Below are 22,064 nucleotides of genomic sequence, written 5' to 3'. Positions count from 1 at the left end.
CCCGTCGCGGGATCAGGAGGTCAGGGCCTCCACGCGGCGCATGACCTCACGACAGAACGGCCCGACGCCGTCCCGGTCGTCGATGAACTGGTTCGGCTTGATGCAGAAGGTCGTGAAGCCGCTCTCCAGCTGCTCGGGAATCGAGGCCAGGGCCGCCGCGAGGTCGGCCGGTGAGCGATCGTCGGGGAACACGGCCTGGGTGCCGCCGACCATCTCCAGATCGGCGATGTCACGGCCCGCCCCGGTCAGAGCGTCCTTGAGTGCCTTCAGGTCCTCGGGGGTTGGCCGGCCGAGCGGGTGGAAGCCGTGCCCGTGGCGTACGAGCCGCCGCAGCACCGGGCCGTGCAGGCGCTGTCCGCCGAACCACAGCCGGGGGCCGTCGGGCCGGTACGCCTTGGGCTCGAAGTACACGTCCCGGAAGGGGTAGTTCGGGCCGTCGTGCGACAGGGGCGAGGGGCCCCATGCCTTCGCCCAGACCTCCAGGTGCTCGTCGAGGAGCTTTCCGCGCCGGCCGAACGGCACCCCGAGGGCCGTGTACTCGTCACTGCTCCAGCTCACCGTTGGCTGCACCACCAGCCTGCCCTCGCTGAGCAGGTCGAGGGTGCCCAGTTCCCGGGCGAGCGCCAGCGGGTGGCGCAGGGGTGCGAGGACGGCCGCGGCGGCCAGCCGGATGCGTTCGGTGACCGCGGCGATCGCCGCCAGCAGGGACAGGGAGCCGGGCCAGGGGGTGTACGGGTCCTGGTTGCCCGGGAGCGCGTATGCACGGGGGTTGCCCATGATCCCGGCGGCTGCCGCGTCGGGTCCGAGGACGATGTGCTCGCTGACCATGACGGCGTCGAAGCCGGCGTCCTCGGCCTCGCGGGCCCACCGTACGGCGGCGGGCAGATCGGCCCGGCCTCCCGTCAGGGTCCAGTTCTCACTGAGGACGAGCAGCATGCGGGGAGTGTCGCGGCGGGGCGGTGTCATGTCCGGTTGCCCTTTCTCTTCGTACAATTTGATCCCGAACAACACGAAGGAGCCGCCCGTGCCCGGCCAGCGATCCATCACCGAAGCCGAGAAGCTCGCGGACGCGAAGCTCGGGGGTTTCCCGATCCGCCGGGAACAGATGGCCGCCGTGGCGAACATCTACCGGGCGGCCTCCGCGGTACGGCAGCATCTGGAGAACTCGGTGCTGCGCGGCTCGGATCTGACCTGGACGGCGTTCGTCGTGCTGTGGGTGGTGTGGGTGTGGGGCGAGTCGGAGACCCGGCATGTGGCGGAGGAGGCGGGGGTCTCCAAGGGGACGCTCACCGGTGTGGCGCGCACGCTGGAGTCCCGTGGGCTGGTGCGGCGGGCGGGCCATCCGACCGATGGGCGGCTGGTGCTGCTGAGCCTCACCGACGAGGGCGAGGAACTCATGCGCCGGGTGTTCCCGGCGTTCAACGAGGAGGAGGCCTTCGTCACCGCGGGCCTCAGTGACGCCGAGTGCCGCAGCCTCGCGGAGGGGCTGCGCCGGGTCGTGGTGCACGTGGAGGAGAACGGTGAGGAACGGCGGCAGACTTTGCTGGACGGCGCCGAGCCCGCGCCGCGACGCAGCGGGCGCCGGCCGCGGGCCTGACACCGGCCTCAGACGGTCTCGCCGGCGGCGGACCGCACCAGCGCCTCGAACAGCGCCTGCTGGACCGGATCGGCGTGGGCCGTGTCCTCCGGGTGCCACTGCACGGCCGTGAACCAGCCGCGGGAACAGGGCAGTTCGACGCCTTCCACGGTGCCGTCCGCCGCCGTGGCGGTGATGGTCAGGCCGGCACCCAGGCGGTCGACGCGCTGGTGGTGGTAGCAGGAGACGTCCGCCTTCTCAGCGCCGACGGCCGAATTCAGGGTGCTGTCGGGCTTGACGGTCACGGGGTGGACGCGGTGCCGGTGGTCCGACTCCGGGCCTCCCATGTCCTGTTCCAGGGTGCCGCCGAGGGCCACGTTGACCACCTGGAGGCCGCGGCAGATCGCCAGCAGCGGCAGGCCCAGGTCCAGGGCGGCGCGGGCGGCATCGAGGTCGAAGGTGTCCTGGAGGCCGTCGACGTCGTAGACGGTGTCGTGGGTGTCGGCGGCGCCGTAGCGGTGCGGGGCCAGGTCGCCGCCGCCGGGCAGGAGCAGGCCGTCGAAGCGGGCGAGGCGGGTGGCCGTCTCCGTGTCGGCGGGGTGGATGCTCACGGGTTCGCCGCCGGCCCGCCACACGGCCTCGATCAGCATGCGCGCGTTGGCCTCGGCGGCGAAGCGCAGGGCGGAGGCCGTCGCGGAGATGCGCGCCGGAACAGCGATGAGCGGGCGGGTCACAGCTGGATCCAGGTGGTCTTGAGTTCGGTGTACTTCTCCAGGGCGTGGGCGGACTTGTCACGGCCGTTGCCGGACTGCTTCATGCCGCCGAACGGGACGGTCAGGTCGCCCTCCTCGTAGCAGTTCACCCAGACCGTGCCGGCTTTCAGGACGCGGGAGACCTGGTGCGCGGTGGACAGGTCGGAGGTCCACAGTCCGGCGGCGAGGCCGTACTCGGTGTCGTTGGCCAGCCGGACCGCCTCGTCCAGGTCGTCGAAGGCCAGGACGGACAGCACCGGGCCGAAGATCTCCTCGCGGGCCAGCCGCAAGCCGGGTTCGACCCGGTCGAGGACCGTCGGCCGCAGGTAGCTTCCTCCGGTGTCCGTCAGGGTGCGTTCGCCACCGGTCCGCAGGCGGGCACCGGCCGCGAGACCGGCGGCGATGTGGTCGCTCACGCGGTCCAGGTGCGCCTGCCTGACCAGCGCGCCCATCTCGGTCGCCGGGTCCAGGGGGTCGCCCACCCGGAGTTCCTCGGCGCGCCGCACGACGGCTTCCGTCACCTGCTCGGCGATCGAGGAGTGGACCAGGAGCCGGGAGGGGGCGGTGCACATCTCACCCTGATTGAAGAAGATGCCCCAGGCGGCGGTGGCCGCGGCCCGGTCCAGATCGGGGGCATCGGGGAGGATGATGTTCGGTGACTTTCCGCCCAGTTCCAGCCAGACCCGCTTGAGATTGGAGTCGGCGGCATAGTGCAGGAAGTGCCGGCCGACGGCGGTGGAGCCGGTGAACGCCAGCACGTCGACACCGGGATGCAGGCCGAGCGCACGGCCGGCGACGGGGCCGTCGCCGGTGACGACGTTCAGGACACCCGCCGGAAGGCCGGCCTCGGTGCCGATGCGGCCGAGGAGAAGGGCCGACAGGGGCGAGTACTCCGACGGCTTGAGGACGACGGTGCAGCCGGCCGCCAGCGCGGGCGCCACCTTCCAGCTCGCGAGGGTCAGAGGGAAGTTCCACGGGACGACCGCGCCGACCACGCCCGCCGGTTCACGCGTGATGAGGGCGAGGACATCGGTGGCGGTGTGCGGCAACTCGTCGGTGAGCTTGTCCGCGAGCTGGCCGTACCAGCGGAAGGTATTGATCGCGGCGCGCAGTTCGATGGCGTACGCGTCAGCGACGGGTTTGCCCATCTCCAGGGTGATGGTGAGGGCGAGCTTCTCCCGTTCCTCCTCCAGGAGTTCGGCCATCCGCAGCAGGACACGGCCGCGGTCGGCCGGGGCCAGGCGTGGCCAGGGGCCGGAGTCGAAGGCGCGACGTGCGGCGGCGACGGCGAGGTCGACCTCGGCCCCGGTCGCGTCGGCGACGTGGGTGAGGGTCTGGCCGTCCCGGGGTGAGACGACGGGGAAGGTGGTGCCGCCGCCGGGCTCGTCGGTGCCGTCGATGTGGTGGTGGGCGGGCAGGTCGAGGGCCTTGGCGCGGTGCAGGAGGTCGTCGTGGGTGGCGTCCAGCATGGGGTTCCTCGTTCCGGGGCCCGGCTCCGCGTGGGAGCCGGGCCGAGTGCGGGCGGGTCAGCGGGTGCGGACCAGGCGGGCGGCTGCGGCCCCCAGCAGCAGTACTGCCGGGACGGCGAGGACGAGCCACGTGGCCGTGGCGGGGTCGCCGCCGATGAGGGTCGTGAAGTTGGCGAGCACCACCCAGATCACTCCCGCGATGCCGGCCGCACCGAGGGCGGGGGCGATCAGGGTGTGCCACAGCCGGGTGTCGAGCCGCTCCCGGCGGAAGAAGACGATCACCGAGATCGATGTCAGGAAGTACAGCAGCATGCAGGCGAGGACGCCGACGCCGCTGAACCAGGAGAACAGGGTCAAAACCGGGTCCTTGCCCGCGAGGGCGAACGGCACGACCAGCAGCACCGCGATCACGGTCTGCACCAGGCCCGCCGCCCACGGCGACCGGCGTCGGTTGAGGGTGCGCAGCCGGCCCGGCAGCAGGCCCTCGCGGCTGAGGGAGAACAGGTAGCGGTTGGCGGAGTTATGGAAGGCGAGGATGCCGGCGAAGAGGGAGGTGGCCAGCAGGATCGGCAGGACGTCGTTGACCCAGCCGCCGAACTGGTCGGCGATCGGCGCGAAGACGAAAAGCGTCGAGTCGCCGCCCTCCAGCGCCCGGCCCGCGGCCGCGGTGGCCTTCGAGGGCCCGTACGCGGAGATCAGCATCCATGAGACGAAGACGAAGAAGCCGGTGACCACGGCCACCGACAGGTAGGTTGCCCGGGGCACGGTCCTGTGGGGCTCGCGGGCCTCCTCGCCGTAGATCGCGGTGGCCTCGAAGCCGAACATCGACGCGACGGCGAACATGAGGGCCACGCCCGGCGCGCCGTCCATCACGGCGTCCGGCGAGAAGGTCTCGGTGACGGCGAGGCCCTCGGGCCCACCGCCCTTCACCAGGGTGACCAGGGCGAAGACGAGCAGGATGCTGAACTCGGCCAGCACGAACACGGCGAGCACCTTGGCGCCGAGCTCGATGCCTGCGGCGCCCAGCACCTGGACGACGACCATGGTGACCAGCGCCCAGACCCACCAGGCCACGTGGCCGCCGGAGTAGTGCTCGACCAGACCGCTCACGGTCGCCCCGTACAGGCCGTAGATCGCGGCCTGGACCGTACAGTAGGCGAACAGGGCCACCGCGGCGCTGCCGCTGCCCGTGGTCCGGCCGAGGCCCTTGCCGATGTACGTGTAGAAGGCGCCCGCGTTCACCACGTGCCGTCCCATGGTCACGAACCCCACGGAGAACAACAGGATCACCGCGCCGGCGACGGCGTAGGCGGCCGGGACTCCGGGGCCGTTGCCCACGGCGACGGCGATCGGGACGGCGCCCGCGATGCCGGTGAGCGGTGCCTGGGCGGACAGGACGAAGAAGAGGATGCCCAGGACACCCAGGGCGTTGCGTTTGAGGGTTGCCGTGGAGCGGGTGCCCTCTTCTGTCTGCGAAGAGGCGTCGACCGTCTGACTGTCCACTCGGATCACCTGCTGAAGGGAAGGGGGAGAGATGTCGTTTTGAGTCAAACGAGTTGCCTCATGGTGAGCCGGAACTATCCATCTGGCAAGGGGTCGGGGGAAGGAATTTACGCCGCGGAAACCACCCCCCAGAACATGGGAAAGCCCCCGCCGCAGACGCGACGGGGGCCATGTCGGCACACTCAGTCGCGGCTGCCCAGCGCACGTAGGAGGGAGCGCAGCTCGGCCAGGGCGGCCTCGGTCTCCGCGCGGCCCCCGATGCCGGTCAGCTGGTGCAGTACGAGTCCGTCCAACGCGGCGAAGACCAGCCGGTTGAAGGCCGGTGCGGCCCCCTCGGGCAGGATGCGGTCCAGCTCGCGCCGGGAGGCGTCGAAATACTCGTCGTACAGCGCACGCACCTGCGGCAGCAGTTCGGGGCGGCGGCGGGCCTCCAGCAGCAGTTCGTACTGGTACGCCTGGCCGTCCGCGTCGTCCTCCACCATGGCCGGCAGCCCGCTGACGAAGTCCTCGGGCCGGCCGGTACCGGGCTCCAGCAGGCTGCTGGACAGGCTGGTGCGTACGGCGTAGGCGAGGGACTCCTCGATCAGCGCGTCACGGGAGCCGAAGTGGTGGACGACGAGGCCATGGGTGACGCCGGCCTCCTCGGCGACGGCGCGGTAGGTGAGATGGCGCAGTCCGCGCCGGCCCACGACCCGCACCGCGGCCTTGAGCAGGGCCTCGCGCCCCTCCCCGTAGCCCAGCCGCCTGCTCGCGCGGGCGCCGGGTTGCTGTGAGGTCTCGGCGGGCTCGGTCATGGTCGCGACCCTACCCGCCGGGCGCGGGCCCTGGCCTCTACCGACGGGGGGCACGGACGCCGCGGAACTCCCAGTCACCGCCGAGCGCGGTGGACAGCACCTCCTCGGACTCGGTGGGCTGGGCGCCGACGTCGGTGCGGATCGGGGTGGGGCCGGTGACGATGTGGTTGGTCAGGCGGCCCAGTCCCTCGACCTCTACCTCTACGACGTCGCCGGGCTGTACGGGACGGGAGTTGGCGGGGGTGCCGGACAGCAGCACGTCACCGGGGTGGAGGGTGATGGTGCGGGCGATGTCGGCGACGAGGTAGTGCATGTCCCACTGCATCTCGTCGGTCGAACCGTCCTGCACCACCTGGCCGTTGACGTAGGTGCGCAGGCTCTTGCCGCGGAAGTCCCAGTCGGTGACGAGCCCCGGACCCAGCGGGCAGAGCGTGTCCGAGCCCTTTACGCGGAGCATGGAACCGGCGTCGGTGTCACGGAAGTCATGCAAACCGTAGTCGTTGGCGACGGTGTAGCCCGCGACGTACTCTCCAGCCTCCTCCGGCGCGATGTTCCGCGCGGTCCGCCCGATGACGATGGCCACCTCGCCCTCGTAGTTGAGCCACTTGCAGCCCTCGGGGCGGACGATCGCACCCCTGTGGGAGTTGAGGGCGGAGGCCGGCTTGTGGAAGTAGGTGGGTGTGTCGGGGAGTTGGATGCGGAACTCGTCGACGCGACTGCGGTGGTTGAGGTGGACGGCGATCACCTTGGACGGGACGACCGGCGGCAGGTGATGCGCCTCGTCGGTCTTGACGCGGCGGCCGTCTCCGGCGACGAGTTTGTCCCCATCGACGGTGACCTGGACGGCGGCGCCGTCCAGGAGGATGCGGCGGTATTCGGGCATGACGGGGCTCCTAGTGACGGCTGTGCGGAGTGCGCGGGGACGGGGCTGCGGGCGGAGCAGTGCCGGTCCAGCCGTCGGCCGGACGGTCGAACCACAGGTGCACCTGACCGGTGCCGACGGAATTCTCGTACTCGCCGTACTGCCTGGCCTTGGCGACGCAGTTCTGCTCGCCGAGGGCGCCGGCCATCATCAGGTAGTGGAAGAACTTCGCCTCCGGCTTGTACTTCCAGAACTCGTCCATGGTGTCGAGGACCTTGTCGTGACGGCCCTCCTTGAACCAGGCGATGCGCTCGCAGTCCGCCTCCCGGGCCTGCGGGGTGCGGATGTGCACCGGGTCGCTGGCCTCGTGGTCGCGGATCTCGCGCAGCGGCCAGAAGGTGTGCGACAGCGCGCCGGAGGCGATCAGCAGGACGCGGCGGCCCGGGGTGGCGGCGATACCGTCGGCCAGCGCCCGGCCGAGCCGCAGATGGTCCTCCATATCGCCGGTCTGGCAGACCCCGATGGTCACCCACCGCTTGTCCGGCAGCCCCTCACCGAGGAACTTCCAGAGGTTGATGGTGGCGTAGTAGACCGGCAGGTGGTCGTCGTCGATCCCGGTGATCCAGGTGCCGTGCTCGTCGGCGAACCTCTCGATGTTGCGGGCGAGTTCGGGATCACCGGGGAAGTCGTACGGCATCCGGCACATGCCGCGCGGCAGTTCCTCGGAGGTGAACAGGCCGGCTCGGCGCTGCTGTGCGGTGACCACGAACTCGACGGTGGTCGCCCAGTGGGAGTCGAGGACGACCACGGTGTCGTAGTCCTCACGCTCGAACACCTCCCGGCGCAGCTCCTGAAGCCCGGTGACGAGGGTGATCTCCTTGCCCTCGTTCAGTTCCAGCCGATCGGCTTCCGGGAGGACGATGGTGGGCACATGGGCGAGCAGTCCCGCCCCGACGATCTCACCCATGGTTCTTCCATCCGTTCGGTGCGGTCACGGTGTTCTTGACGTCGCAGTAGAAGTCGAAGCTCCAGGTGCCGCCCTCGCGGCCGACGCCGGAATGGCGGGAGCCGCCGAAGGGGGCCTGGAGGTCCCGTACGAAGAAGCAGTTGACCCAGACGGTGCCGGCCACCAGCCGCGCGGTGACGCGTTCGGCGCGCTCGGGGTCGCCGGTGGCGACGGTGGCGGCCAGCCCGAAGCGGGTGTCGTTGGCGAGACGGACCGCTTCTTCCTCGGTCGCGAAGGTCTGCAGGGTCAGAACCGGGCCGAAGACCTCCTCCTGGACGATCTCCGAGTCCTGAGCGACGTCGGCGAGCAGGGTCGGAGCGTAGAACTGCCCGTCCTTGCGGTGCCCGCCGACGACCGCACGCGCCCCCGCCTCGATCGCCCGCTGCACGAACCCGTCGATCTTCTCCAGCTGGCGGGGATGGATGTTGGGTCCGATGTCGGTGGCCTCGTCGCGCGGGTCGCCCTGCCGGAGACGGATCGCCTTGTCGACAAAACGCCGAGTGAGCTCCTCCGCGATCGACTCCTCGACCAGGAATCGGGTGGCCGCCAGGCACACCTGTCCGGCGTTGTCGTACTGCTCCACCGCGAGGTCGACCGCGAGGTCGAGGTCGGCGTCGGCGAACACCAACAGCGGTGACTTTCCGCCGAGTTCGAGGCTGAGCGGGGTGAGGTTGGCCGCGGCCGAGGCGGCGATCCGCTTGGCGGTGGGCACCGAGCCGGTGAAGCTTATCCGGCGCACGTCCGGGTGCGAGGTGAGGGCGTCGCCGATCTCGGAGCCGTAGCCCTGGACGATGTTCAGCACGCCTGCGGGCAGTCCCGCCTCGGCGGCGATGTCGGCGAGCAGCGAGGCGGTCAGCGGGGACCACTCGGCGGGCTTGAGAATGACGGTGTTGCCGGCCGCGAGGGCTGGTGCGACCTTCCACGTGGCCAGCATCAAAGGCGCGTTCCATGGCGTGATCAGCACGGAGGGCCCTGCCGGGTCCCAGCTCACATGGTTCGTGTGCCCGCGCGTCTCGAAGTCCTCGTGCTCCAGCTTCAGCAACCAGTCCGCGAAGAACCGGAAGTTGTGCGCCACACGGGGCATCACGCCCCGGCGGTGCGAGCGCAGAAGGGCCCCGTTGTCGGTGGTCTCGACGATCGCGAGCTCCTCGATCCGCGTCTCCACGCCGTCGGCGATGCCGTGGAGAATGCGGGCGCGTTCGGCGCGCGAGGTGGCGGCCCAGGCGGGGAAGGCGGCTTTGGCGGCGGCGACCGCTCTGCCGGCCTCGGCAGGTCCGCCTCGGGCGATCTCACCGATCGCGCTGCCATCGATAGGCGACACATCGGTGAACGTTTCGGTGGAGGCGACGCGCTCGCCACCGATCCAGTGCCGGGTATCAACGCGGACACCGGCGACGGTGATCTTCTCAGTCATGGAAGGGCTCCATTTGAACGAAGGGGGACTGCACCCACCTGGGGGCGCGGGGCTGTGCTCGATTTGCGGCTGCCACCGCGCGGGCGCGACCAGCCACGAACAAGCCGCAGCGGCCCACTGGCCTCACCCGGCAGCCGCTTCCGACGTACCGACCTCCAGCAGCCGCCCGCCGTCCCACACCACCCCGACCTGCCGGTAGTACGCAGCAATCGGCTCACGAATCTCCAGCCGGGCCAACTCCTCCGTGGGCGCCTCGAAGAGCTCCAACTCGGCGTCGCCAAGCCATGGTTGACCACCTTCGACAGAGGACGCGCCCGATTCGATCAGCTCGTCCAGCGCGAGCCCTTTCCCCTTCTCGATCGACGGCAGCCACCGGTGATGGGCCATGGGATGCGCGTTGACGAACCCGTTCGTCTCCGACGGCTCCCGCAGTGTGACCACCGCCTGGGCGAGCCGCCGGTCCGCGGCGGCGAGCGTCGCCCCGAACCGCGCGCCCGCCTCGATCCGCGGAGCGGGCCCGTACGGATGCGGACGCGTTTGGTGAATGGACCCGAGCTTCTTCGGATACCCCTGGTGCAGTCCCCGGGCGATGGCGAAGTCCTTGTCGACCCAGATGTAGACGCAGCGCGTGTAGGTCTGCCCCTTGTACATGCAGCGGACGACCGCGAACGCCTCCTTGTACTGGGAGAGCACGGGGTCCAGCAGCTCGCCGCCGGCCCCGGAGCAGGACTGCCAGTCGGCCCAGATCAGGGCGACCGCGCCCGGATCCTCGTCAGCCAACGCCAGCGGCTCGGGCAGCAGTTCACGCACCCGCGCCGGGTCGGTCCGGTACTCGACGGTGAGCAGGTCGCCGGAGTAGCGCCAGGGCGGCGACGGGATCAGCGACGCGGCACCGCTCGCTGTCTTGGGGAAGAAGTAGCCACGGACAGAGGACATGACAGAGTTCCTTATGCGGTGAGTGCGGGCTGCTTGAGCAACTGGGCGCGATACCGGGCGGCGCCCATCGCGGCGGCCTGACCGCCGAGCGCGACGACGCCGACCAGCCGCCCGCCGGTGTGGTAGCCCACGAGAACGTCACCGTCCTCGTCGCCGTCGAGGACGCGGACGTCGTCGAGGCCGAGGGTCGGTGCGCCGAAGGACTGGAGCCGGAACTCGTGCTGGTCGCTCCAGAAGGTGGGCAACGGCGCGAAGGGGGCGAACTCGGCTTCCGTACCGGTGAGATGGGCGACGAGCGCCTTGGCGGCGTGCTTTGCGGTGTCGGTGGGGATCGACCAGTGCTCCACACGGCGCGGTACGCCGTCGTAGCGGGCGTTGGGGAAACGGGCGACATCGCCGACGGCGACCACTTCCGGCCGTCCGCCGACCCGTAGCTGCCCGCAGGTGAGCACTCCGTCGGACAGGTCGAGGCCGTTGCCCTCCAGCCATTCGACGTTGGCGGCCGAGCCGACCGACTCAACCACCACGTCGGCGGGCAGCACGGTGCCGTCGCTCAGCACGACACCCGTGACACGGTCCTCGCCCTCGAAGCCGGCCACTCCGGTGCCGAGCGCGAACCGCACCCCGCGCTCCTGGTGCCGCTTCAGCAGCGCCCTGCCGAGCAGCTCGCCGAGCGGTGCGACCATGGGCAGGGGCAGTGGATCGACGACGGTCACCTCACGCACGCCCAGCCCGACGGCCGTGGCGGCGACCTCACAGCCGATGAACCCGGCCCCCACCACGACCACCCGCACGTCGGGGCGGTTGAGTTCGTCCCGCAGTCCCTGGGCGTCGGTGAGGGTGCGGACCGTGTGACGACCCGTGAGCGGCCCGGGGCAGCGCAGACGCCGGGGGTGCATGCCGGTGGCGACGACGAGACCGTCGTAGGAGAGGGGCGGTCCGTCGTCGAGTGCGACGGTCCGCTCGGTGAGCCGTGCGGAGACGACCCTGGTGCCGAGCCGCCACTCCACGTCGGCGGCGGCCGCCTTCGGGGTGAAGGCCAGTGACGCGAACGGGGCCCTGCCGGCCAGGACCTCCTTGGACAGTGGTGGCCGGTTGTAGGGCATGTGGGGCTCGTCGCCGACGACAGTGACGGCCCCCGTCCAGCCCGCCGCACGCAGCTGTTCGGCGGCCCGCAGTCCGCCCATCGAGCCGCCCGCGACGACGATGCGTGCGGTCATGGGAGTCAGGCCTCGATCCGGATGGCCTGCAGCGGACACACGTCGGCGGCCTCCTCGACCTCGTCGCGCAGGGCGTCGTCGGGGTCGGAGACGTACAGCAGGTGCCCGGTCTCGTCCATGGAGAAGACGTCCGGAGCGGCGAAGGCGCACTGACCGTGGTCCTGGCACTTGTTCATGTCGACGACGACCTTCATGGCCGGTCCTCCTGAAAGCGCGGGGGCGAAGGGGGTGGGGGCCCGGTCGCAAGGGATCGGACCCAGGCCAAAGGGGTGCGGCGATCACTGTGGAGACCGCACCCTTAACTCGTTTGACATCAAACAAGGTAGGTGCGCCCTGCCCTCTGGTCAATACCTATCCGGATGGATAAATTATTGGCCTCGACCTCTTGCGGGAGGGTCGCTTCCCTCCATACCGTTTGATGTCAAATGACATGCCGGAGGCTTGCTCCTGCCACCGCGCCCCGCCGGTCCCACCAAGCCACCCCATCTGCCGGACCCGCCGTCCGGAGGTGACCCGACAGCCGCCCGAGGAGACAACGGTGAGCGCTCAAGACCTGTCAGAAGTCCGCCGCCACATGGAACGGCTCGCCGCCGACGGCATCGACGTGGTGCGGGTGACGTATCCCGACCTGATCGGCACGGACCGGGCCCGCGACGTGCTGCTCGAGGAACTGCCCCGGGCCGTGGAACACGGGCTCGCCTTCTGCCGGGCGGTCTACCACACCAGCCCCCAGGGGGACGTGGTCCCGGTCTCCGGCGGCCTGGACGCCGGCCTGCCGGACATCTGCGTACGGCCGGACCTCTCCACCCTGACCGCCCTGCCCTGGGAGCCCGGCGTCGCCGCCTGTCTCGGCGACATCCTCGACCCGGCCACCGGGGTTCCGGCCCCCGAGTCACCGCGCGACCTGCTGCGGACCGTCCTCGGCCGGTGCGAGGAGCACGGGCTGAGCCCGGTCGTCGGACCCGAGCTGGAGTACTTCCTGTGCGACCCGGACCCGGCGGGCGGCTGGCAGCGCTACGCCGGCACACCGGGAGCTGTCTACACGGCCGGTCTGCGCGCCGACCTGGACAACCACCTGCTGCGCACCCTGCGGCAGCTCCGCGACCTGGACCTCGGGGTCATCAGCGGGAACCACGAGTTCGACGGCGGGCAGTTCGAGATCAACCTGCTCCACTCCGACGCCCTGTCCGCCGCGGACCGGGCCTTCCGTTTCAAGGCAGCGATCAAGGAGCTGGCGCGGCGTGAGGGCAGGCTCGCCACCTTCATGGCGAAGCCCTTCAACGACGCCGGTGGCTCCGGTTTCCACCTGCACCTCTCCTGTGCCGGCGCCGACGACCGCAACACCTTCGACGACCCCGGCGGCGCCCACGGGCTGTCGGACACCGCCCGGCACGCGATCGCGGGTGTGCTGGCCCACGCGCCCGCCCTGGCCGCACTGGTCAACCCGACGGTGAACTCGTACAAGCGCTTCGGCCCCGACACGCTCGCCCCCTGGCTGATCGACTGGGGGCTGGACAACCGCAGCGCGATGGTGCGCATCCCGCCCGAGCGGGGCTCCGGCGCCCGGCTGGAACTGCGCCTCGGGGACGCGAGCGCCAACCCCTACCTGGCCATCGCCGCCACCGCAGCTGCCGCTCTCCTGGGCGTCCTCGCCGGGCAGGAGCCCCCCGCCCCGCTGAGGGGCTATGGCTACGACACCTCGAAAGCGGCCGTGCTGCCCATGGACCTGCCCGCCGCGCTCGACGCCCTGGAGGCCGACACCGACCTGGCCGGGCTGCTTGGCAAGGACTTCACCACTTCCTACCTCACCTACAAGCGCAACGAGGTAGACCGCTTCCAACGGCATGTCACCGACTGGGAGTTCACCGAATACGCCTACCACCTGTGACGTCGAGGAGCCAGTCATGACCGAGATCCTGACCCCAGCCGTGAACGAGCCGATGCCCCTGGCGGACGTCGATCTCGCCGACCTCGACAACTTCACCGACGGGGTGACGCCCTGGCGGATGTTCCATACCCTGCGCCGCGAGGACCCGGTGCACTGGCAGCCCGAACAGGCCCCCAACTCCGGTTTCTGGGCGGTGACCCGGCACGCGGACATCGCCACCGTCGACCGCGACGCGGAGACCTTCACCTCGACGCGGTTCGTCAACCTCGAGGAGGTCGACGACGACCAGATCAAGAAGCGGGCCTCCATCCTGGAGATGGACGGCGTCCGCCACCGCGCCCTGCGCAGCGTGATCCAGCGGCACTTCGGCGCCGGTGTCATCAACAGCTACAGCGACTTCCTGCGCGGGCTGACGGCGCAGACCCTGGACGCGGCCCTCGCCAAGGGGACGTTCGACTTCGTCGCCGATGTCTCCGCGGACTTCCCGATCAACGTGCTGGCCCGCCTCCTCGACGTACCGCCGGAGGACAACCAGCAGCTCATCGACTGGGGCAACCGCATCATCGGCAACACCGACCCGGACTACGCGGACGTGCTCCTGCACAGCGCTGAGAGCGAGAAGTACCGCGATCTGCCCTTCCGCTCACCCGCCTCGCTGGAGGTCTTCGAGTACGGCCGGGAGCTGGCCCGGCAGCGGCGCGGCGGCGACGGTACCGACCTGGTGTCAAAACTGGTCAACTCGACCCCACGCGACGGCATCCCGCTGTCCGCGCAGGACTTCGACAACTACTTCCTGCTCCTGGTGGTGGCCGGCAATGAGACCACCCGGCACACCATCTCCCACTCCATGCTGGCCCTGCTGCAACACCCCGATCAGCTGGCGAGGCTGAAGGGCGACCCGTCCCTGATCCCGACCGCGGTCGAGGAGTTCCTGCGCTGGGCCTCCCCGGTCTACCACTTCCGGCGCACGGCGACCCGGGACGTCGAACTCCGCGGCAAGCGGATCAAGGAGGGCGACAAGGTCGTCATGTGGTACGCCTCCGGCAACCGCGACGAGGAGATCTTCGGCAACCCCTACGACCTCGACGTGGCCCGGCAGCACAACGACCACGTCACCTTCGGCAAGGGCAGCCCCCACTTGTGCCTGGGCAACCTTCTCGCCCGCACCGAGATCCGCATCATGTTCGAGGAACTGATCCCGCGCATCGCCGGTATCCGCCTGGCCGGTGACGTGCCGCGCGTCCGCTCCAACTTCGTCAACGGCATCAAGAAGTTGCCCGTCGAGGTCACGCTCGCCTGATGACAGCTCGTGCTACGACTGTCAGTCTCTTAAGACCACGACAGGTCGATGGACCGGTCGGCGGCCCCACGCGTGAAGATCCACCAGCCCGTCGACGATCACACGGTACGTTCACTGGCAAATTGAGGGGCACCCCGCCGTCTAACGGCCATTGCCCCTTTCTTCTGCCTCACTTCCACCTGATTTGTCGCTTGGCGGGCCGTTCTCGAGGACTCCTTGCTTTCGGCCGGCCGCTGCGCTCATCCCCTCCCCGGCAGGGCCATGGTCCGGCTACCGTGGGGGGCATGGCGAAGGAGATCCGCATCGAGGTAGACGATGAGACGTTCGAAGAACTGCAGCGTCGTGCCGCCGATGATCGTGAAGACCCAGATCAGTACGCGAGCCGTCGGCTGACCGCCGACCTCGCGCGGACCCGGTTCCTCGAGGGAGCGAAGGCCTTCGTTGAGGAGCACGGGCAGGCCTTCGTCGACCGCTTCGGGACCGGCCCCAGCAGCCACGCCGCCTGATGCCCCCTGTGGTGCTCATTGATGAGCGCTGGCTGCTGGACATCGCGCAGAACCTCGTACCCGGCGACCCCGACGTCACCGATTACGGTGCGCTGGCCGCCGCCGTCGCACGCCACCGGCACGAAGTCATGGGAACCCTGGTCTACCCGGCCGTACACCACCGTGCCGCCGCGCTCCTCCACGCCCTCGCACGGATCCCGGCCCTTGAACACTCGAACGAACTGTTCGCCGCACAGGTCGCCTACGCGTATCTCCACGCCAGCGGCATCCAGGTCAAAGTCGGCAGCCAGGAGGCGATCACGCTGGTCGCCGAAATCGTCGCGGGACGCCGCGACGTCCGTCAGGTCGCGGAGGCGCTCAAGACCTGGGGCTGAGGTGCACGCCCGGTACGGGCCGTCCGCGACACCGGCCGGGCTGAGCATAGGCTCCCTCCGGTGGAGACGTTCTGGATCATCGCGACAGCGGCCCTGTGGGGCGCCGGCACCGGCCTGCTCATACCGCGCGCGGCTTACCGTCTCTCCGTACTGCCTGAGGAGGCGTGGCGAACGGCCTGCCCGGCGGGGCACTCTCTCGGCACAGTCTGGAACGGGTGGCTGGGGCGGGGCCGCTGCACCGAGGGGGATACGTTCGGGCCGAGTACGCCTGTTATCGCCCTGGTGATGGCTGTGGTCTGTGCCGTACTGGCGGTGGCCACCGGAGGGCGTCCCGAGTTGCTGGTGTGGCTGCTGCTCGCCCCGATCGCTCTGCTCCTCGCCGCGGTCGATTTCGCGGTGCACCGTCTTCCCGACGTGGTGGTCCTGCCGCTCACGGCGTCCGCGCTCGCCGGGCTCGGAGGGGCCGCGCTGCTGCCCAGTGCCGGCGGCAACTGGCGCACCGCGCTGATCGGCTCTCTCACGCTCGGCGCCTGCTACTTCGTGCTCTTCCTGATCAACCCCAGGGGCTTCGGCTTCGGCGATGTGAAACTCGCACCTGCGCTCGGGGCCGTCCTGGGCTGGTACGGCTGGGGCATCCTGCTGATCGGCACCTTCGCCGGATACCTGTTCGGTGCGCTGTACGGCGTCGGTCTCATTCTCGCGCGGCGCGCCGGACGCACGACGGCGATCCCGTTCGGCCCGTTTCTCCTGGCCGGCGCGTTCGTCGGGATCCTCTTGGGCTCTCAATCTCTGTGACCGTGCGAGCCGAGTCACATCTCGGTCTAGGCAGCGGCGAGTTGGAACAGTTCCGGTACGCCTTGCGCGCGGGTGTAGGGCTCGAAGCGGGGGAGCAGGTCGTCGATGAGGCGGGCGCAGCGGGGTGCTCCGATGCGGCGGGCCAGGAGCAGGGACTGGGTTGCGGCGGCCGCGGCGGGTTCGGGTTCCTTCAGGTCGAGGTAGCTGGCGGCGCGGTAGGCGAGGAAGACGCCTCTCGTTTTGTCCCGGGCGGGCGGCAGCAGGCGTTCGCCTTCGCTGATGAGCTGGTGGGCGCGGCTGGTGTCGCCGAGGTCGAGGAGGGCTTGTCCGGAGTCGACGGCGAGGTCGGCCTCGGATACCCAGGCGCACCAGGCGGGCCGGTCGGTGCCGGCGTCGTTGAGGTGGTGCTCGGCGGCGGTGAGAGCTCTCAGCACGGCGCTGCGTTCACTGCGGTCGCCGCGTGCGGCGAGGGTGCGGGCCAGGCGCAATTGGAGCAGGCAGCGGGCGGCGGGATTCTGCACGCGGGTCAGGGCGTAGTTGAGGATGCTGGCTGCGGTGGTGTGATCGTGGCGCCAGGCAGCCTGGTAGGCGAGGTCCCCCAGGAGCCCGGCGCCCATGTCGTGATCGCCGGCCGCGTGGGCGTTGTGCAGGCCCGCGACCCAGCTCTGGCTCGCGTGGGTGTGACGGCGAAGGTCGAAGGCGTGCCAGGCGACGGTCTGGGAGAGGGAGGCGGCCAGCGTGTGCAGGCGCAGCCCGAGGGCGGGCGTGTAGCGGCCGTGTTCGAGCAGTTCGGTCACCGTGGCGAGGTGGGCGTCCAGGAGTGCGGGGGTGTGCTGTCGCTCCTCGGTGGACAGGCCCGCGAGATGCTGGGTGGAGTTCTCCAGGGAGTGGACGAGGTCTTCGCCGACGGGTTTGCCGTCGTGGGCCTGTGCGAGCGCGTCTGCGGGGCCGCCGGCCCATTCCGCGGCCAGGGCGGACAGGGCGGCGCCGGAGATGGTCAGGAAGGTGCGGCGTTCCATCGCTGTTCGCTGGGCCTCTCTCAGGGCGGGCACGGAGCTGTGGGGGCCGAGGGGGACCACCCCGTTGGCGGTGAGCGGCAGCCAGTTCGGCCAGTCGTCGGCGCGGACGATGTCAGCGGGCCAGCCGAGTGCTTCGGCGATGTAGATCTGGGATTCCTCGCTGGGTCGGACGCCGCGCTGCCATTTACGCACCCGCGCTTCATCGGTCCCTGAGCGCAGATTCCGCCGCGCGGCGGCGGCATGGATTCCGGAGACGAGTTCCTCCATCGTCTTGCCGGCCGCACGGCGCGCCACAGCCAACGGGTGGTCGGTGGTGTCTTCCACGTCTCCATCCAATCACTCAGCGCACAGGACTGGTGACTCCTTTGCGAAGGCGGGACCCCCACGGGACCCCCCTCAACCGGTCGACGACGTCGAACAGTTGAGCCCATTCTCGTTCGTGTCGCAGCCGCCTGCGGCACCCCACCTGCCCAGTTCGAACGAGAGGGAGCACTGATGACACCTGCTCAGGAACCGTTGGTCTCCGTCGTGGTCAGCGCCCGGGGCAACACCGCGAGCCTGAGGAGTCTGCTGGCCGCGCTGTCCAGGCAGACGTTGCCGGCCGCCCGGTTCGAGGCCGTGATCGTGGACAACGACCTGCCCGGACCGATCCGGCCGATCGCGGATGCGATCCGCGACGGCGACTGGCCGTTCACCGTGCGGGTGCTGTACGAGCCGACGCCGGGCCTGAGCGCGGGCCGCAACCGCGGGATCTGCGCGGCGCTCGGCCGGTACGTCGCCGTCACCGACCCCGACATCCTCCCCGAGCCCGGCTGGCTGCAGGCGCTCGTCGGCGCGATCGAGGACGAAGAGGTGTTTGCCGTCGGTGGCCGTACCCACGTGACCTACCCGGGCGGCCAGGTCACGGTGTTGACGAAGGCGCTGCGCGAGTGCCACGGCGCTGTGGACTGGCCCGAGGGCCGGGAGCTGGCCGTGTGGCCGTACTGGGTCACCGGCTGCAACCTGCTCTTCCACCGCCAGACCGCTCTCGATATCGGTCTGTTCCGTACCGATCTCGGGCGCCGGGGCCGGTGGATGGGCGACTGCGAGGATCTCGAATTCATCGACCGGGCCCGCCAGGCCGGCCACCACACCCTCATCGAGCCGTCCGCCGTCGCCTCCCACCCCGTCTACCGCCCCGAGACCACCCTCAAGTACTTCCTGCGCCAGGGCGCCGGGCACGGCGTGTGCGTCGCCCGGATGCACCTGAGCGTGCTCGTGGAACCCGCCGCGATCCAGGCCGGCCGCGAAGCGGTACACGCCGCCGTCATCAACCTGGCCGCCGGGTGGACCTTCCTGGACCGCGCCCACGCCGTCGAAGGCGCCCGCGACCTGGTCCGGATCGGCGCCTACCACCTCGAACGCGGACGGCTGCGCCTGCTCGGCCGCCGCCCCATCGCCCTCGCCCAGCACGCCCCGACGAAGGAGTCCCCCGCATGGACGTGATCACCACCACCGGTCTGCCCGCCGCCTCCACCCCGCTGGGCGCCGAGGTCGTCGAGCGCAAGGGCGCCGGCCACCCCGACACCCTCGCCGACGGCGTGGCCGAGGCGATCTCCCGCGCCTACAGCCGCTACTGCCTCGAGGAGTTCGGCGCGATCCTGCACCACAACACGGACAAGACGTCCCTGCTCGGCGGGGCCGCCGACGTCCGCTTCGGCCACGGCGAGCTCACCGCGCCCATCCAGGTCCTGGTCAACGGGCGCATCACCGCCGCCCTCGGCGACCACACCATCCCGGTCGCCGACATCGTCACCACGGCCGCGCGCGACTATCTCGCGAGTGCTCTGCCGCTGCTCGACGTCGACCGCTGGGTCGACGTACGGCCGCGGCTGACGCAGGCCTCCAGCCCTGGCGCCGTCCACGCCCCGGAAGCCGCCCAGCGCGAGGCCTCCCGCCAGCGATGGTTCGCCCCGCGCACCCTCGACGACCTCGCCGAACGCCACCGCATGTTCAGCAACGACACTTCAGCCGGCGTCGCCTACTGGCCGCTGGGCATCGCCGAGCAGCTCGCCCTCGGCGTCGAGGAGCAGCTGACGAGCGAGGCGTTCCGCGCCGAACACCCCTACTACGGCACCGACATCAAGCTCATGGTCGTCCGGCACGGCACAAGCGTGCAGCTGACGGCCTGCGTGCCGCAGATCGCCCGCGAGACGGCGGACCTGGACACCTACATCACCCGCCGGACCCAGGCCCGCGACCTGATCACCCACCTCGCGTCCACGATCGCACCCGAGCACCAGGTGACCGTGGCCATCAACACCCGCGACGACGACACCCGTCCGGAGCTGTATCTGACGGCGACCGGCTCGTCGATCGAGTCCGGCGACGAAGGCGTCGTCGGACGCGGCAACCGGGCCAACGGCCTGATCAGCATGCTCAGGCCCTGGTCCGCCGAAGGTGTCTCCGGGAAGAACCCCGTCTACCACGTCGGCAAGCTGTATAACCTGGCCGCCGCCGAGGCCGCCCGCCGTCTGCACGAGGAGACCGGGCTGGACTGCGCGGTCGTGCTTGTCTCCCAGTCCGGCCGGGACCTGACCGATCCCTGGCAGGTGATCGTGCAGACCCCCGGTCCCCACCCCCTCGGCAAGGCCGACGTCCGGCGGGTGATCGCCGACGTGATGGCGGACCTGGGCACGCTGCGCGAGCAGCTGCTGGACGGGAAGCTGGCCACGGCATGACCGCGCCCCGCACTGACGCTGCCGGGCGGTTCGTGCCCTGCCTCAACCCGGCCACCCTCTCCGGAATCCCGCTGGAGCAGTTCCTGGCCCTGGCGGCGGGCGCCGGATTCCCCACGGTCGAAGTCTCCATCCAGCAGGCCCAATCCCACGGCACCGGGCCCTCGCGCGACCTGCTGCAGGAGATGGGAGTGAGCGTGGCGGCCGCGAGCGGCATCCTGCCCGCCGGGCCGGTCGTGCCCGCCCCGCTGCTGGTCGCCCCGGACACCTACCGATCCTGCCTGGACGGTCTGTCCAGCCGGCTGGAAACCATGGCCGAACTGGGCTGCACCGTCGCCACGACCGTCCTCAACCCCCGCTCCCCGCTGGCGACCACCGAGGCACGGGCCGTCGCGCGGGAGCGGATCGCCGAGCTCGCCGCCGCGGCCGCCGCGTACGGCGTGCGGCTCGCCGTCGAGGCCGTCAGCATCCGCACCGGGCTGCCGCCCGAGCTGGACGGCCCGCACCCGGTCGTCGACAGCCTGCCCCAACTCGCCGAACTGCTGGACGACACCGGCGCTGAGAACGCAGGTGTGTTGGTGGACTCCTTCCACTGGGTGGCCGCCGGCGCCGACCCGGGCCACATCACCGCTCTTGGCCGGGACCGCATCACGCACGTACAGATCGCCGACACCCCCGCCCACCGCACCGTCGGCGAACTCACCGATGCACAAAGCCTGTTCCCGGGCGACGGGGCGCTGGAGTGGCCGGCCCTCGCCGACGCCCTGGACCAGGTGGGGTACGCCGGGCCGGTGAGCGTGGAGCTGTTCAACCCCGAGCTGCGGGCGCTGCCCGCAGGCGAGATCGCCCGCCAGTCCCACCACGCGGCCACCCGCTGCTGGACCCTCGCGGAGGCATCCCGATGACCCCCACCCTCAACGCGCCCGCCCGCCCGTGGCGGCTCGCGGTTGCCGGATGCGGCGCCGCCGCCTTCGGCCTGCACCTCCCGCTGCTCGCGGCCTCCGACACGTTCGACGTGATCGCAGTCGCTGACCGCGACCCCACCCGGGCCGGCACCGCACAGCAGCACTTCGCCGTGCCCCGCACCGCGACCCGGGTCGGCGACCTCCTGGCCGACGCCGACGTGCTGGTCGTGCTGACCGGCGTCCACGAGGACCTCATCGAGGAAGCCCTCGATGCCGGCGTCCACGTCGTCACCGAGAAACCCGTCTGCCTGGACGTCATCCGCACCCGCAAGCTCGCCGAGCGGGCCCGCGATGCTGGTCTGCTGCTGGAGGTCGGCGCGATGCGCGCCCACGACCCGGCGCTGCACGCCGCCCTCGCCCACGTGCCCGAACCCACCGGAGGCTGGCTGGTGAAGGCCGACGGCGTCGACGAAGCCGCGCGCCGCCGCCTGCTCCCTCCCGGGTTCACGCCGTACACGTTCACCGACGACCCGCCCCAACCCGTCCCCGACCACCTCGCCCCGTCCCAGGTGACCGCGCTGCAGATCCTGCTGTGGCAGGGCTACCACCTGCTGACCGCACTCGTCCTGGCCGTCCCCGGCACCACCGCCACCGCGTGCCACCTCGACCCCGCCGGGCAATCCGTCCACGCGCTCCTGCACGGGCCCGCGGGGGAGCCGTTCACCCTGGTCATCAGCGCCACCCCGGCCGGGACCTTCCACGAGCAGATCCACTTCGCCGACCAGTCAGCGGCCGCCACCATCGACTTCGCCCGCCCCTACGAGCCGGCCGCCACCACCCAGCTCACCACCGCCGACGGCACACAGAGCGGCTTCGCCGATCCGTTCGCCGCCATGTGGGCGGCCGTCGACGCCCGCCTGTGCGGGCAGCACCCCGCCGACCTGCCGACCAGCGCCGACCTCGCGCTGCGCGTCGAGGACCTCGCCCTCGCACTGGCAGGCCTCACCCGCACACGGAAGGACACCTGA

At 70.7% G+C, this 22,064-nt stretch carries 22 protein-coding genes; 10 read left to right on the top strand and 12 right to left on the bottom strand.

The features are described from left to right. Positions 1-12: 12 nt before the first annotated feature. A complete protein-coding gene (locus AQJ46_RS45715; protein ID WP_059211282.1) occupies positions 13-936 on the bottom strand; it encodes an LLM class flavin-dependent oxidoreductase in 924 nt (307 codons plus the stop codon). Between the two features lie 88 nt (positions 937-1,024). Here AQJ46_RS45715 and AQJ46_RS45710 point away from each other — a divergent pair, with 88 nt between their 5' ends. Further along, on the top strand, positions 1,025-1,597 hold the full coding sequence (locus AQJ46_RS45710) for a MarR family winged helix-turn-helix transcriptional regulator (RefSeq protein WP_059211281.1): 573 nt from the start codon (positions 1,025-1,027) through the stop codon (positions 1,595-1,597). 8 nt (positions 1,598-1,605) lie between these two features. Here the strand turns inward: AQJ46_RS45710 and AQJ46_RS45705 are convergent, their stop codons facing one another. From AQJ46_RS45705 to AQJ46_RS45660, 10 genes are all read right to left on the bottom strand, one after another. Then, positions 1,606-2,310 carry a gamma-glutamyl-gamma-aminobutyrate hydrolase family protein gene (locus tag AQJ46_RS45705; RefSeq protein ID WP_059211280.1) on the bottom strand — a complete coding sequence of 235 codons (705 nt, stop codon included), beginning with the start codon at positions 2,308-2,310 and terminating at the stop codon, positions 1,606-1,608. Then, positions 2,307-3,797 (bottom strand): aldehyde dehydrogenase, encoded by a 1,491-nt coding sequence (locus AQJ46_RS45700; RefSeq protein ID WP_059211279.1) that lies wholly within the window; start codon positions 3,795-3,797, stop codon positions 2,307-2,309. The genes AQJ46_RS45705 and AQJ46_RS45700 overlap by 4 nt, the downstream gene beginning before the upstream one ends. 57 nt (positions 3,798-3,854) lie before the next feature. Then, the gene (locus AQJ46_RS45695) at positions 3,855-5,300 is read right to left on the bottom strand and encodes an APC family permease (RefSeq protein ID WP_059211278.1); all 1,446 of its coding nucleotides are present in this window, start codon (positions 5,298-5,300) and stop codon (positions 3,855-3,857) included. Positions 5,301-5,482: 182 nt separating this feature from the next. Further along, the gene (locus tag AQJ46_RS45690) at positions 5,483-6,094 is read right to left on the bottom strand and encodes a TetR/AcrR family transcriptional regulator (RefSeq protein ID WP_059211277.1); all 612 of its coding nucleotides are present in this window, start codon (positions 6,092-6,094) and stop codon (positions 5,483-5,485) included. A gap of 37 nt (positions 6,095-6,131) precedes the next feature. Further along, entirely contained in the window at positions 6,132-6,977 is an 846-nt protein-coding gene (locus AQJ46_RS45685) for a fumarylacetoacetate hydrolase family protein (protein WP_059211276.1), read from the bottom strand. Positions 6,978-6,987: 10 nt separating this feature from the next. Next, positions 6,988-7,923, bottom strand: coding sequence for a 3,4-dihydroxyphenylacetate 2,3-dioxygenase (locus AQJ46_RS45680; protein WP_059211275.1), 936 nt, complete (start codon positions 7,921-7,923; stop codon positions 6,988-6,990). Further along, a complete protein-coding gene (locus AQJ46_RS45675) occupies positions 7,916-9,376 on the bottom strand; it encodes an aldehyde dehydrogenase (protein WP_059211274.1) in 1,461 nt (486 codons plus the stop codon). The genes AQJ46_RS45680 and AQJ46_RS45675 overlap by 8 nt, the downstream gene beginning before the upstream one ends. Before the next feature lie 123 nt (positions 9,377-9,499). Then, complete coding sequence (locus tag AQJ46_RS45670) at positions 9,500-10,312, bottom strand: acetoacetate decarboxylase family protein (protein ID WP_059211273.1); 813 nt, start codon at positions 10,310-10,312, stop codon at positions 9,500-9,502. 11 nt (positions 10,313-10,323) lie between these two features. Continuing rightward, positions 10,324-11,532, bottom strand: a complete 1,209-nt coding sequence (locus tag AQJ46_RS45665) for an NAD(P)/FAD-dependent oxidoreductase (RefSeq protein ID WP_059211272.1) — start codon at positions 11,530-11,532, stop codon at positions 10,324-10,326. A gap of 5 nt (positions 11,533-11,537) precedes the next feature. After that, a complete protein-coding gene (locus AQJ46_RS45660) occupies positions 11,538-11,726 on the bottom strand; it encodes a ferredoxin (protein ID WP_059211271.1) in 189 nt (62 codons plus the stop codon). A 344-nt stretch (positions 11,727-12,070) separates the two neighbouring features. Between AQJ46_RS45660 and AQJ46_RS45655 the strand changes: the two genes are divergently transcribed. The 5 genes from AQJ46_RS45655 to AQJ46_RS45635 all read left to right on the top strand — a co-directional run bounded on the left by AQJ46_RS45655 (position 12,071) and on the right by AQJ46_RS45635 (position 16,395). Further along, positions 12,071-13,420 carry a glutamine synthetase family protein gene (locus tag AQJ46_RS45655; RefSeq protein ID WP_059211270.1) on the top strand — a complete coding sequence of 450 codons (1,350 nt, stop codon included), beginning with the start codon at positions 12,071-12,073 and terminating at the stop codon, positions 13,418-13,420. Between the two features lie 16 nt (positions 13,421-13,436). Further along, positions 13,437-14,720, top strand: a complete 1,284-nt coding sequence (locus AQJ46_RS45650; protein WP_059211269.1) for a cytochrome P450 — start codon at positions 13,437-13,439, stop codon at positions 14,718-14,720. A 284-nt stretch (positions 14,721-15,004) separates the two neighbouring features. Continuing rightward, complete coding sequence (locus AQJ46_RS45645; RefSeq protein ID WP_059211268.1) at positions 15,005-15,226, top strand: hypothetical protein; 222 nt, start codon at positions 15,005-15,007, stop codon at positions 15,224-15,226. 8 nt (positions 15,227-15,234) lie between these two features. Continuing rightward, the gene (locus AQJ46_RS45640) at positions 15,235-15,600 is read left to right on the top strand and encodes a fic family toxin-antitoxin system, toxin component (RefSeq protein WP_107117465.1); all 366 of its coding nucleotides are present in this window, start codon (positions 15,235-15,237) and stop codon (positions 15,598-15,600) included. A 60-nt stretch (positions 15,601-15,660) separates the two neighbouring features. Beyond that, the gene (locus AQJ46_RS45635; protein WP_059211266.1) at positions 15,661-16,395 is read left to right on the top strand and encodes a prepilin peptidase; all 735 of its coding nucleotides are present in this window, start codon (positions 15,661-15,663) and stop codon (positions 16,393-16,395) included. 26 nt (positions 16,396-16,421) lie between these two features. Here AQJ46_RS45635 and AQJ46_RS45630 read toward each other — a convergent pair whose 3' ends face one another. Further along, positions 16,422-17,738: a hypothetical protein gene (locus tag AQJ46_RS45630; RefSeq protein ID WP_059211265.1), complete on the bottom strand. Its 1,317-nt coding sequence runs from the start codon at positions 17,736-17,738 to the stop codon at positions 16,422-16,424. A 171-nt stretch (positions 17,739-17,909) separates the two neighbouring features. On the opposite strand from AQJ46_RS45630, the gene AQJ46_RS45625 reads away from it, so the two are divergent. From AQJ46_RS45625 to AQJ46_RS45610, 4 genes are read left to right on the top strand one after another with little or no spacing between them, the layout of a single operon-like run. Beyond that, positions 17,910-18,899, top strand: a complete 990-nt coding sequence (locus tag AQJ46_RS45625; protein WP_079072751.1) for a glycosyltransferase — start codon at positions 17,910-17,912, stop codon at positions 18,897-18,899. After that, positions 18,890-20,134, top strand: coding sequence for a methionine adenosyltransferase (locus AQJ46_RS45620; protein WP_059211263.1), 1,245 nt, complete (start codon positions 18,890-18,892; stop codon positions 20,132-20,134). Before AQJ46_RS45625 ends, AQJ46_RS45620 begins: the two co-directional genes overlap by 10 nt. Then, complete coding sequence (locus AQJ46_RS45615) at positions 20,131-21,036, top strand: sugar phosphate isomerase/epimerase family protein (protein ID WP_059211262.1); 906 nt, start codon at positions 20,131-20,133, stop codon at positions 21,034-21,036. Before AQJ46_RS45620 ends, AQJ46_RS45615 begins: the two co-directional genes overlap by 4 nt. Further along, a complete protein-coding gene (locus AQJ46_RS45610) occupies positions 21,033-22,064 on the top strand; it encodes a Gfo/Idh/MocA family protein (protein ID WP_059211261.1) in 1,032 nt (343 codons plus the stop codon). The genes AQJ46_RS45615 and AQJ46_RS45610 overlap by 4 nt, the downstream gene beginning before the upstream one ends.

The organism is Streptomyces canus, assembly GCF_001514145.1.
GTDB lineage: Bacteria > Actinomycetota > Actinomycetes > Streptomycetales > Streptomycetaceae > Streptomyces > Streptomyces canus.
The sequence above is the reverse complement of the archived record's forward strand: the minus strand, read 5'-3'. Positions and strand labels throughout refer to the sequence as shown.